Source organism: Kosakonia quasisacchari (assembly GCF_004331415.1).
Taxonomy (GTDB): Bacteria; Pseudomonadota; Gammaproteobacteria; order Enterobacterales; family Enterobacteriaceae; genus Kosakonia; species Kosakonia quasisacchari.
Genome location: NZ_SJOP01000002.1, coordinates 142,328 through 155,206, shown reverse-complemented (window position 1 = coordinate 155,206; position 12,879 = coordinate 142,328). Strand labels below are relative to the sequence as shown.

9 protein-coding genes are annotated in these 12,879 nt (G+C 55.7%); 4 read left to right on the top strand and 5 right to left on the bottom strand.

From position 1 onward, the window contains the following. Positions 1-158 precede the first annotated feature (158 nt). Together amiA and hemF are read left to right on the top strand one after the other, a co-directional pair. Positions 159-1,034: an N-acetylmuramoyl-L-alanine amidase AmiA gene (gene amiA, locus E0L21_RS02840; protein ID WP_131406595.1), complete on the top strand. Its 876-nt coding sequence runs from the start codon at positions 159-161 to the stop codon at positions 1,032-1,034. Continuing rightward, positions 1,031-1,933 carry an oxygen-dependent coproporphyrinogen oxidase gene (gene hemF, locus E0L21_RS02835; RefSeq protein ID WP_131406593.1) on the top strand — a complete coding sequence of 301 codons (903 nt, stop codon included), beginning with the start codon at positions 1,031-1,033 and terminating at the stop codon, positions 1,931-1,933. The genes amiA and hemF overlap by 4 nt, the downstream gene beginning before the upstream one ends. Before the next feature lie 498 nt (positions 1,934-2,431). Here the strand turns inward: hemF and maeB are convergent, their stop codons facing one another. Further along, entirely contained in the window at positions 2,432-4,711 is a 2,280-nt protein-coding gene (maeB, locus tag E0L21_RS02830) for an NADP-dependent oxaloacetate-decarboxylating malate dehydrogenase (RefSeq protein WP_131406591.1), read from the bottom strand. A 280-nt stretch (positions 4,712-4,991) separates the two neighbouring features. Here maeB and tal point away from each other — a divergent pair, with 280 nt between their 5' ends. After that, a complete protein-coding gene (tal, locus tag E0L21_RS02825; protein ID WP_131406589.1) occupies positions 4,992-5,942 on the top strand; it encodes a transaldolase in 951 nt (316 codons plus the stop codon). A gap of 20 nt (positions 5,943-5,962) precedes the next feature. Beyond that, positions 5,963-7,957: a transketolase gene (gene tkt / locus E0L21_RS02820; RefSeq protein ID WP_131406587.1), complete on the top strand. Its 1,995-nt coding sequence runs from the start codon at positions 5,963-5,965 to the stop codon at positions 7,955-7,957. 39 nt (positions 7,958-7,996) lie between these two features. Here the strand turns inward: tkt and E0L21_RS02815 are convergent, their stop codons facing one another. From E0L21_RS02815 to aegA, 4 genes are all read right to left on the bottom strand, one after another. Further along, a complete protein-coding gene (locus E0L21_RS02815) occupies positions 7,997-8,935 on the bottom strand; it encodes a hypothetical protein (protein ID WP_131406585.1) in 939 nt (312 codons plus the stop codon). Positions 8,936-8,984: 49 nt separating this feature from the next. Beyond that, positions 8,985-10,028, bottom strand: coding sequence for a DUF1176 domain-containing protein (locus E0L21_RS02810; protein ID WP_131406583.1), 1,044 nt, complete (start codon positions 10,026-10,028; stop codon positions 8,985-8,987). A gap of 122 nt (positions 10,029-10,150) precedes the next feature. Beyond that, entirely contained in the window at positions 10,151-10,726 is a 576-nt protein-coding gene (gene nudK, locus E0L21_RS02805; RefSeq protein WP_131406581.1) for a GDP-mannose pyrophosphatase NudK, read from the bottom strand. A gap of 82 nt (positions 10,727-10,808) precedes the next feature. Next, on the bottom strand, positions 10,809-12,788 hold the full coding sequence (aegA, locus tag E0L21_RS02800) for a formate-dependent uric acid utilization protein AegA (RefSeq protein ID WP_131406579.1): 1,980 nt from the start codon (positions 12,786-12,788) through the stop codon (positions 10,809-10,811). Between the last annotated feature and the right edge of the window lie 91 nt (positions 12,789-12,879).

Genomic DNA, 12,879 nt, shown 5'->3' with positions numbered 1-12,879 from the left:
TGTCGCCAATATCCGGCATCTTCGGCGCTGAAATTTGGCATAATGCCACTCTGTCACGTATTGAAATGAAAAGTAAAACATTAGTTCGCACGGATAGTCGTAACGGTAAACACGATACGATATAACACCAGGGACCACGAATAAGACAATTCAGGCGTATGAGCACCTTTAAACCTTTAAAAACATTTACCTCGCGTCGTCAGGTGCTGAAAGCAGGCCTGGCCGCCCTGACATTAACGGGTATGTCTCGTGCTATCGCTAAGGACGAGACACCGCTCAAAACCACGACCGGGCACAGCAAGCCGAAAGCAAAGAGAGCCGGTGCGAAACGCATTGTGATGCTTGACCCGGGCCACGGCGGTATTGATACCGGCGCGATTGGCCATAATGGTTCGCAAGAGAAACACGTGGTACTGGCGATCGCCAAAACCGTCCGCGCCCAGTTGCGTGCGCAGGGAATTGATGCGCGCCTGACGCGCACCGGCGATAAATTTATTCCGCTTTATGATCGCGTAGAGATTGCCCACCAGCACGGTGCGGATCTGTTTATGTCGATCCATGCCGATGGATTCACCAATCCGAGCGCGGCTGGCGCGTCGGTGTTTGCGCTTTCCAATCGCGGGGCCAGTAGCGCGATGGCAAAATACTTGTCGGATAAAGAAAACGCCGCCGACGATCTGGCTGGCAAGAAAGACAGAGACAAAGATCACCTGCTCCAGCAAGTACTGTTCGATTTGGTGCAAACCGACACCATTAAAAACAGCCTGACGCTCGGCTCGCATATTCTCAAGCAGATCAAACCGGTACACCGGCTGCATAGCCGCAACACAGAACAGGCTGCATTTGTGGTGCTAAAATCGCCGTCGATACCGTCCGTGCTGGTGGAAACGTCGTTTATCACCAACCCGGCGGAAGAGAAGCTGCTTGGCACGTCGGCGTTTCGCCAGAAAATCGCCAGCGCCATTGCCGACGGCGTACTCAGCTATTTTAGCTGGTTTGATAATCACAAAGCCCATACGAAGAGACGCGGATGACCACGCCTGATATCCACCCGGTTAAAAACGCCCTGCTGAATTTGCAGGACAAGATCTGTAATCAGCTGGGCGCCATTGATGGCGGCGCATTCATTGAAGATGCGTGGACGCGTGCGGCAGGTGGTGGCGGGCGCAGCCGTGTGCTGCGTGATGGCGGCGTGTTTGAACAAGCGGGCGTCAATTTTTCGCACGTCCACGGCGACGCAATGCCCGCTTCGGCCACCGCACACCGCCCGGAGCTGGCGGGTCGCAGTTTCGAAGCGATGGGCGTCTCGTTGGTGGTTCACCCGCGTAATCCGTATGTGCCCACCAGCCATGCCAACGTGCGTTTCTTTATCGCTGAAAAACCCGGTGCGGAACCGGTGTGGTGGTTTGGTGGTGGCTTTGATTTAACGCCCTTTTACGGTTTTGAAGAGGATGCTCGCCACTGGCACCGCACGGCGCGCGATATCTGCCTGCCATTCGGCGAAGAGGTGTATTCACGCTATAAAAAGTGGTGCGACGATTACTTCTACCTGAAACATCGCGACGAACAACGCGGCATCGGCGGGCTGTTTTTCGACGACCTCAACACGCCAGATTTCGATCACTGCTTTCGCTTTATGCAGGCGGTGGGCAACGGCTATCTCGACGCCTATCTGCCGATCGTTGAACGCCGCAAAGCCACGCCTTATGGCGAACGTGAGCGCGACTTCCAGCTTTACCGTCGCGGTCGTTACGTGGAGTTTAATCTGGTGTGGGATCGCGGCACGCTGTTTGGCTTACAAACCGGCGGGCGCACTGAATCCATTCTGATGTCGATGCCGCCGCTGGTGCGCTGGGAATACAATTATCAACCCGCCGAAGGCAGCCCGGAAGCTGCCCTCAGTGAGTTTATAAAAGTCAGAGACTGGGTTTAATTTCTTGAATTCCCAGGCCGGGTAAAGTGCGCTATTCAACGGATATGTCGCTGATGAGGTATTGTTCCGTTCACCAGATGTTCCATAATTTCTGAAACATTGCTGCAAGTGAACGGGAAAAGGGGAGCTGCCGCGCTCTCCTTTTCAATCCCCGCGGCTTCGCGGGAAATCGGTGCTTCGCACTACGCTCACCTCCCGAGTGCTTGCCTGCGGTCGGCTCGACTCGCGATTACTCGTCCCATCCCTGCGCCTCACCCCTTCGGGGCCAGCGCAAGCGCTGCTCAAAATTGCTCCCGGCAATTTTGTCCATGGCTCGATTCGCCTCTGGTCGCCATCCATGGCGTCCAGACCTTGCCACTCACTCTTCGGTTCGCCGATTTCAGCGGAACTCAACCCATCGCGATTGAATTCCACCCGGACAGAAATAGCGAGCGGCTTCCTTCAAAAACACAAGCAACACGCGACAATCCGATTATCGACGGTTCGTAGACACAAACATCACAGCGGCTGCGTTTGCGCCTCCACTACTGCCAGCGCAACCATGTTGACGATACGCCGCACCGAGGCAATCGGCGTCAGCACATGCACCGGTTTCGCCACGCCCATCAGTACCGGCCCGACGGTAACCCCTTCCGAACTGGACACGCGCAGCAGGTTATAGCTGATTCGCGCCGCTTCTACGTTTGGCATAATCAGGATATTTGCCGCACCTTTCAGCGGGCTATCCGGCATACGTTCATGGCGGATGCTCTCATCCAGCGCCGCATCACCGTGCATTTCGCCATCAATCATTAACTCCGGCGCGCGTTCACGCACCAGCGTTAACGTATCGCGCATTTTCACCGCCGCAGGCGCGTTCGATGAACCATACTGTGAATGCGAAAGCAGCGCCACACGCGGTTCAATGCCGAAACGGCGCACGGTTTCCGCCGCCAGAATGGTGATCTCCGCCAGTTCTTCCGCGCTCGGATCCTCATTGACGTAAGTATCGGCGATAAAGGTATTGCCGCTCGGCAGCAGCAGCGCGTTCATCGCCCCTGCGGTATGGACGTTGTCGCGATAACCGAAGATCGGCTGCAACACGCTGAAGTGCTCGTGATAATCACCAATAGTGCCGCAAATCAGCGCGTCCGCTTCGCCGCGATGCACCATGATCGCGCCAATAATGGTGGTATTGCCGATCACCGCACGCTGCGCCTGCTCCTGCGTCACGCCGCGGCGTTTCATGATGTTGAAGTACTCGGTCCAGTACTCTTTAAAACGCGGATCGGACTCGTTATTGACGATTTCAAAATCCACGTCCGGGCGAATTTGCAAACCGAGTTTCTGAATACGCATCTCAATAACGCTCGGACGGCCAATCAGGATCGGTTTTGCCAGCCCTAACGTCACCAGCTCCTGCGTGGCATGCAGCACACGCGGCTCCTCACCTTCTGCCAGCACTACGCGTTTCGGTGCGTTGCGCGCCTGCGAGAAGATCGGCTTCATAAACAGATTGGTTTTGTAGACAAATTCAGTGAGTTTATCGACATAAGCATCGAAATCGGCAATCGGTCGCGTTGCCACGCCGGAATCCATGGCGGCTTTTGCCACAGCAGGCGCGATTTTGACAATCAAACGCGGGTCGAACGGTTTCGGGATCAGGTAATCCGGGCCAAAACTGAGATCCTGATCGCCATAGGCCGAAGCCACCACTTCGCTCTGCTCAGCATGCGCCAGTTCCGCGATGGCATTGACCGCCGCCAGTTTCATCTCTTCGTTAATCGCCGTTGCGCCAACGTCCAGCGCGCCACGGAAGATAAACGGGAAGCAGAGCACATTGTTCACCTGGTTAGGGTAATCGGAACGCCCTGTGCAGATGATGGCGTCCGGGCGCACTGCTTTCGCCAGATCCGGCAGAATTTCCGGTTCCGGGTTCGCCAGCGCGAGGATCAACGGCTGGCGCGCCATGCCTTTTACCATCTCCGGGGTCAGCACTTTCGGCCCGGAACAGCCAAGGAAGATATCCGAACCGGCAACCACATCCGCCAGCGTGCGTTTGCCGTCATCGTCAACGGCATAAGCAGCTTTGGTTTCCGCCATGTTCGGTTCGCGGCCTTTGTAGATAACGCCTTTCGAATCGCAGACCACAATGTTGTGTTTCTGCATACCGAGCGCTACCAGCAGGTTCATACAGGCGATAGCCGCCGCGCCTGCGCCGGAAACCACCATGCGTACATCGGAGAGGTTCTTTTCGACCACGCGCAGGCCGTTGAGAATGGCGGCAGTGCTGATAATCGCCGTACCGTGCTGATCATCGTGGAATACCGGAATATTCATGCGCTCACGCAGCTTCGCTTCAATGTAGAAGCACTCCGGGGCTTTGATGTCTTCCAGGTTGATGCCGCCAAAGGTCGGTTCCAGCGCGGCGACGACATCAATCAGTTTGTCCGGATCGTGTTCATCCACTTCGATATCAAACACATCGATCCCGGCGAATTTTTTGAACAGAACGCCTTTACCTTCCATGACGGGTTTACCGGCCAGTGCGCCAATATTGCCAAGGCCGAGTACCGCAGTACCGTTGGATACCACGGCGACCAGATTGCCACGCGCAGTGTATTTGTAGGCCGCCAGCGGATCTTTTTCGATCTCAAGGCAAGGCGCGGCGACGCCGGGGGAGTAGGCCAGTGCGAGGTCTCGCTGTGTTGCCAGCGGTTTTGTCGGGGAGACCTGAATCTTCCCCGGACGGGGGAATTCGTGAAAATCGAGGGCACTTTGTTTTAGTTGGTCGTCCATTTGAGGTTCCTTTCACGTTATTTTCAGAGTGAAACGTGCGATGTCTATCCCAATGCGCCGCATAGTATGGCCTCTGTCGCCCGCATAAACTTTGAACATAGCCAAAATCTCGCCATGACATAAACAAAATTGTTATCAATTTATCGCAACTTTGTTACTTGCCGCAAAACGCAGGGCCGGGGCGCGTCTGCTATGCTTTTTTGTTATGCACCTCTCATCCTCACAAAAGTGCGCTCGAAAGCACTCCAGTAATCCATTGCTTTTAAAGGAGTTATTTTTCATGAATCATTTAGACGGCCTGAAACAATTCACCACCGTAGTGGCCGACAGCGGCGACATCGAATCCATTCGCCACTATCAGCCGGAAGATGCCACCACCAACCCTTCCCTGCTGCTGAAGGCGGCCGGGCTGGCGCACTTCTCGCATCTGATTGACGATGCCATTGCCTACGGCAAAGCGCGCGGTAAAACTCAGGAGCAGCAAGTGGCCGAAGCCAGCGACAAACTGGCGGTCAATTTTGGTGCGGAAATTCTGAAAAGCATCCCGGGGCGCGTCTCCACCGAGGTTGACGCCCGCCTCTCTTACGACAAAGAAAAGAGCATCGCCAAAGCGCGCCGTCTGGTCGAGTTGTATCAGGATCAAGGCATCGACAAGTCGCGCATTCTCATCAAACTGGCGTCGACCTGGGAAGGTATTCGCGCAGCGGAAGAGCTGGAAAAAGAGGGTATCAACTGCAACCTGACGCTGCTGTTCTCGTTCGCCCAGGCGCGCGCCTGTGCCGAAGCGGGCGTGTTTTTGGTTTCACCTTTCGTTGGCCGCATTTACGACTGGTATAACGATCGCAAACCGCTCGACCCGTATGTGGTGGATGAAGACCCTGGCGTGAAGTCGGTGCGCAATATCTACGACTACTTCAAACAGCATCGCTATCAAACCATCGTGATGGGCGCCAGTTTCCGCCGCACCGAGCAGATCCTCGCGCTGGCGGGCTGCGACCGCCTGACTATCTCTCCGGCGCTGCTGAAAGAGCTACAGGCACAGGAGGGCACCGTCGAACGCAAACTGGTGCCATCGCGCCAAACCTTCCATCGCCCGGAACCGTTAACAGAAGCTGAATTCCGTTGGGAGCACAACCAGGACCCGATGGCCGTCGATAAGCTGGCTGACGGTATCCGCCAGTTCGCCGTCGATCAGCGCAAACTCGAAGATCTGCTCGCCGCTAAACTTTAACCTTTGCCATGGAGTGAATTATGTCTCGTAGAGAGCTTGCTAACGCCATTCGCGCCCTGAGTATGGATGCGGTGCAAAAAGCCAATTCCGGCCACCCTGGTGCCCCGATGGGGATGGCGGATATTGCCGAAGTGCTGTGGAATGATTTTTTGCGCCACAACCCGACAGACCCAACCTGGTACGATCGTGACCGTTTTATCCTCTCCAACGGTCATGCCTCGATGCTGCTGTATAGCCTGCTGCACCTCAGCGGTTATGACTTGCCGCTTGAAGAGCTGAAAAACTTCCGCCAGCTTCATTCCAAAACGCCGGGTCACCCGGAAATCGGCTATACGCCGGGCGTGGAAACCACTACCGGCCCGCTCGGGCAGGGGCTGGCGAACGCCGTCGGTCTGGCAATTGCCGAGCGTACGCTGGCGGCACAATTTAACCGCCCGGGGCATGACATTGTTGACCACTACACCTATGTGTTTATGGGCGATGGCTGCCTGATGGAAGGTATTTCCCATGAAGTGTGTTCACTCGCAGGTACGCTGGGGCTTGGCAAACTGATCGGCTTTTACGATCACAACGGCATCTCGATTGATGGCGAAACCGAGGGCTGGTTTACCGATGACACCGCCAAACGCTTCGAAGCGTATAACTGGCATGTGATTGGCGATATCGACGGCCATTCACCCGAGGCGGTGAAAAAAGCGATTGAAGAAGCGCAAAGCGTGAAAGATAAACCGTCACTGATTATCTGCCGCACGGTGATTGGCTTCGGTTCGCCGAACAAAGCCGGGAAAGAGGAGTCGCACGGCGCGGCGCTTGGCGAAGAAGAAGTGGCACTCACCCGGCAGAAACTCGGCTGGAAATACCCGGCTTTTGAGATCCCGAAAGAGATTTACCAGGCGTGGGATGCCCGCGAGCGCGGGGCGAAAATTCAGCATGACTGGAATGAGAAACTGGCGGCCTGGGCTAAAGAGTACCCGGATCTGGCAGCTGAATTTACACGCCGCATGAGCGGTGAACTGCCGGAAAGCTGGGAAAAAACCACCACCGACTGGATTAATAAGCTGCAAGCCAACCCGGCGAAAATCGCCACCCGTAAAGCGTCGCAGAACACGCTCAACAGTTATGGGCCAATTTTGCCGGAGCTGCTTGGCGGCTCTGCGGATCTCGCGCCGAGCAACCTTACCATCTGGTCTGGTTCGACATCGCTGAAAGAGGATCTGGCCGGGAACTACATTCACTACGGCGTGCGTGAGTTTGGTATGACGGCCATTGCCAACGGTATCGCGCACCATGGCGGTTTTGTGCCTTACACCGCCACCTTTTTGATGTTCGTTGAATATGCCCGCAACGCAGCGCGAATGGCGGCGCTGATGAAAGCCCGGCAGATTATGGTCTACACCCACGATTCGATTGGCTTAGGGGAAGACGGTCCAACGCACCAGGCGGTGGAGCAACTCGCCAGCCTGCGCTTAACGCCAAACTTCAGCACCTGGCGTCCGTGCGATCAGGTGGAAGCGGCTGTCGGCTGGAAGCTGGCGATCGAACGCCATCATGGCCCGACGGCGTTGATCCTCTCGCGCCAGAACCTTACGCAAATGGAGCGAACCCCGGAGCAGGTACAGGCCATCAGCCGTGGCGGTTATATCCTGAAAGATTGTGAAGGTACGCCGGATCTGATCCTGATTGCTACCGGTTCAGAGATGGAGATCACCGTCAACGCGGCAGAACAACTGACTAACGAAGGGCATAAAGTGCGTGTGGTGTCGCTGCCGTCGACCGATATTTTCGACGCGCAGGATGAAGAGTGGCGCGAATCAGTGCTGCCGTCGGATGTGAGTGCGCGCGTGGCGGTTGAAGCTGGGATTGCCGATTACTGGTACAAATATGTTGGCCTGAAAGGGGCGATAGTCGGTATGACCAGCTACGGTGAATCGGCGCCTGCCGAGAAGCTGTTCCCTTATTTCGGCTTCACGGTCGAAAATGTCGTAGCAAAAGCCAAAGCGGTACTGAAAAAATAAGCGCGGGCGCGCCAGCATGAACAGCTGGCGCGCCATTTTTTATTTCACCACCAGCAACGGTTCACTCTCCTGCGGTGTCACGATATCTTCTTGCTTCTCATCCCAGAGAGCCTTTTTCACCAGCACATTGCCGTTGTGCTGCGTATCACGTTTCACCAGCGTTGCGGCGTCATCGTCTTCCTGAATATTGATGTTAATGGGAAACGACGGCAGCGCTTTGGTCCATTGTCCTTGTTGGATATCAAAGACATAAACCACACGCCAGGCACTGGTCCACCACTGCGGGAAAACAACGACCCGATCGCGCCCGCTATCATCGAGTTGCGACAGCGTTTCCACTCCACCACCAATGCACTGCGGCACCACCGCGGGTTTTACAGCCGGGTTGCTGCTCCAGAGCTTACATTCACAGTCGCCCTCTTCATCGCAACTGCCGCCGGTTTTGGGGTCGCGCGCGTTCACCCACACGAAATCTTTGGTAGTGCCGTCAAACTTGCCTTTGGTCAAAAGCCCCTGTACCGACGCCTCTTTTTGATTCAGGCGAGTGAGTAAATCGGTTTCGCCGCTAATGCGCCAACCCTCGGGTTGTTTGTTGAAGGTAAGCTGCGCCGGGTAGTTTTTTACCTGTTTTGCATCAAGCCCGGCTTGTTTGACAAACTCGACCTGAACCTGACCCGCTTCATCTTCAGCGATATCAAGCGTGGTGATAATTCGTTGCGCATAGTGCGGTGAGTGAGAGGTGAACGCTTGCTGACGGCGCAGTATCTCGTCGCGCTCAAGGCGCTGGCCAAACCATTCGACCTGAGCCGCATAGAGATCGCTGCCGGTTGCCGGGGCCTTGCCATTCAGATGGCTATTCCAGACATCGACAAGCTGGGTGATATTCTGTTTATCCGCTGAGGTCAGTTCAGCCTGCGCAGGCAGAACGACCAAAAAGAGTACGCAGGCCGCAAGCCATTGTGGGTAAAAGCGTTTCATTATTCCCTTCCCGATAAAAATATCCGAGAAGGATTATGTCAGCGAAGGGTTAGCGCGTCACCCATAGCGTTGGCCACGCATCGGGACCGTGCCAGCTATCGCAGGAGGGCTCCTGGGCGTAACGCACCAGGCGAAAACGCTGACCATCAAAACGCCAGCGACTCGACACGCCGCAATCCGCCAGGCTGCGCCCTTTGGAGAGCGTCGTAAGCTCGCGGGTTTTCTCATCAAACGCCGCGTTCATCAGCTCCATTTCATCGTTACCGTTATCCGGCGTGAAAGGCAGCAACAGGCGTACCAGCCGCGCAGCAAACGGTTTTTGCCTCGACACCAGCCACGCGCGTTCGACCATGTTATACGCACCCGCTTCACAGTCGATCAACAGCAGCGCGTTATCATCAGTCAGCGCACTCACGCGCACCTGACGACGCATGGGATCCAGTGAACACTGGCTGCTGTTCATTCGCCAGGTGCCGTAATCCAGCAAATCGTTCAGTTCCTGGTGCGTCAGCGGGCTTGGCGCAACGTTGGCCACCGCCACCTTTTTCAACGCGGGCGCGGGCGGAACGCTTAACGACGGGCTATCGCCCTTTTTAATCCATGCCGTTTCGCTGCCGACGCGTTTTTGCAGCGCATCAATAAACAACAGTGCAGCTTTCAACCCCACCAGAGAAATCTCGCCCTTGCTGCCTTGCAAGGTAAGCGACTGGCCTTCCTGAATGTTTTTTAAAAACGAAGTGATGGCATCGGTATTATCCGTCACCAGATGCCACGGGGTGATTTGCCAGCGCTCGCCCGCCAGCGCCAGCGGCTGACCGTCAAATAATAAGCGCCCGGCAATCGGCAGTTCTTTGGTAATCGGTGCGTCGATGCCGCCATAATCGATACGCAGCGTGGCATCGGTGCGTGCGCCGGCGCTGCGCTCCAGCGTCATGACCAGCCCCTGATGCTCACCAATATTGCGCGCCACGCAAAAATTCTGGTTATTACAGGTGACTTGCCAGTCGGAAAAGGTTTGTTGCGCGGGCGCAGCACACAGCACCGGTGCGGTCAGAAGACCGAAGAGCAAAGTCAAAACGCTGCGGTAACGCATGGATGGCACAACCCCGGAAGAATAGACGCAGAACCTGCGTATATTCTATTTCCCGGTTGGCTTGCTCAATCGGATTTGTCGGATAGCCTCATCTGAAACTGAAGCTGATAACCTTATAAATTTCAGTCCATTAGGCCAGATGTTTGCAAATATTGCAGTAAAATCACCGCTTTGCCATCACGGATCTCACCGTTTGCCACCATCGCTAAAGCTTGCTGGAAGGGCAATTCCAGCACTTCGATATCTTCATCTTCCACTCCGCCGCCATTATTCGCGCGCTGCGCGTCGTTATATTCCGCAATAAAGAAGTGGACTATTTCTGTTACCCCGCCCGGCGACATGTACAACTCAAACACTTTGCGCACCTCGCCAACCTGGTATCCGGTTTCCTCAATGGCTTCTTTACGAATGCACACTTCCGGCTCATCGTCATCCAGCAGCCCGGCGCACGCTTCAATCAAGCGGCCATCCACGTTGCCATTCACCCAAGTGGCGATCCGGAACTGGCGGATCAGCAGCACGCTCTGTTTTTCACGGTTATAAAGCAGGATAGTCGCGCCATTGCCCCGGTCGTAGACTTCGCGTTTATGACGCACCACTTCACCGTCCTGACGGGTCAAATCGTAGGTGATATTGCGCAGGACAAAGTAATTTTCAGAGAGGATTTTATCTTTGATAACTTCAATTTTCAGCGACATACAGGCTCCAGAGCGCTAACAACTTTGCGTAATACTACGCCGCGAAGTGTAATGCCGTGAAGCCTGTTTTATGGCAAACGACTTAATGTTGCCCAGGCGTTTTGACGCCCAACCAGTCCATCATACCCTGCGCGGCGTGGCGACCTTCCGCCATCGCGGTCACCACCAGATCGGCACCACGCACCGCATCGCCCCCGGCAAAAATTTTCGGATTACTGGTCTGGTAGCGGAATTGGCTTTCGACACTGGCGTCAATTCGCCCCCAGTCATCAACGCGCACACCGTGGCGCTCCAGCCACGGCATCGAATGCGGGTTGAAACCAAACGCCATGATCACCGCATCGGCAGGCATAATAAATTCACTGCCTTCAATCGGCACCGGACGGCGGCGACCTTTGGCATCCGGCTCGCCGAGCTGGGTGCGTAGCAGGCGAATACCGCAAACTTTACCGTTCTTATCCAGCTCAAGATTCACCGGCTGGACGTTGAACTCAAAATCAGCCCCTTCATCCCGCGCGTTTTTCACCTCTTTCTTCGAGCCGGGCATATTGGCTTCGTCGCGACGGTAGGCACAAGTCACTTTGCTCGCGCCATGGCGCAGTGCGGTACGCACACAGTCCATTGCCGTATCGCCGCCGCCGAGCACCACGACATTGCGCCCCTCGGTGTTGATAAACGGCTCGTCGGCGCTGTCCGGCAACCCCATTAACTGGCGGGTGTTAGCAATCAGGAACGGCAGCGCATCGTAAACGCCCGGCGCGTCTTCATTTGGCAAACCGGCTTTCATTGACCGGTAAGTACCAACGCCCACAAACACCGCGTCATAATCGCTGAGCAGCGTATCCAGCGCGATGTCTTTACCGATTTCACAATTGAGTTCAAAGCGGATGCCCATCGCGCTGAAAATTTCACGACGACGCGCCAGCAGTGATTTATCCAGTTTAAAAGCGGGAATGCCGAAAGTGAGCAAACCGCCGATTTCCGGGTGACGATCGAACACGGTGGCGCTCACGCCGTGGCGAGCGAGCACGTCCGCACAGGCCAGGCCCGCCGGACCAGCACCGATGATCGCGATGCGTTTATCGACTGCCGCAACCTGCTGCAAATCAGGCCGCCAGCCCTGCGCCAGTGCCTGATCGGAGATATAGCGCTCAATATTGCCGATAGTGACCGCACCATACTCATCGCGCACCGTACATGCCCCTTCGCACAACCGATCTTGCGGGCAGACGCGACCGGTGATCTCCGGCAAGCAGTTGGTTTGATGCGAAAGTTCGACCGCCGCCGCAATATCGCCCTCTTTCACCCGCTCAATCCATTGAGGGATATGGTTATGCAGCGGGCAAGTCCATTCGCAAATACTGTGATCGCCGCACTTCAGGCAGCGCTCAGCTTCACGATTGGCCTGATCGGCGCGAAATGGCAGGTAAATCTCATCAAAGCCGCTTTTACGCGCCGCCAGCGGCAGTTTATCTGGCTCACCGCGCGGCGGCGTTTTACGCATCTGCCGCACTTTACGGTCGTTAAAAGCGGGAGTCAGTGCCGCGACACTATGCCACGGCAGCACCTCATGGCTGGCCGTGCGCAGGCGGCGGGATTTCGCAAGTCCCGCCAGCGCATCACTGTTCACCAGTTGCAGCGCATCGGCCGGGCAATTCTGCGCGCAAGCCGGGCCTTCCGCTCGGCCCTGGCAGAGATCACATTTGTGCGCGGTGGCTTTTACCAGCCCGTCGCCAATCGGTGTGACCAGCACCTGCATGGTGCCAAACGGACAAGCCACCACGCAGGATTTACAGCCAATACACTTCTGCTGATTGACCTGAATCGCCTCATCGATGCGGCTGATTGCGCCATTCGGGCAACTGCGGGCACAGGGCGCAGCTTCACAGTGGTGGCAGGTCACCGCGCTGCGGTGCTGCTGATGTTTAATCACGGTGATCCGTGGGTGAAAATGCCCGGCGCTTAACACATGTTGCTCGTCATTGTGCGCCATCACACACGCGACTTCGCAGGCACGACATCCTATACATTGCTGGCTATTCGCCATAATAAAACGATTCATGGCACCCTTCTTTTCTGGTTTAATAAACCCTATTTTTTATATGAGCATTGTATTTACCGGGGCGGCACGACACAGGCAATGTTCAATTGCC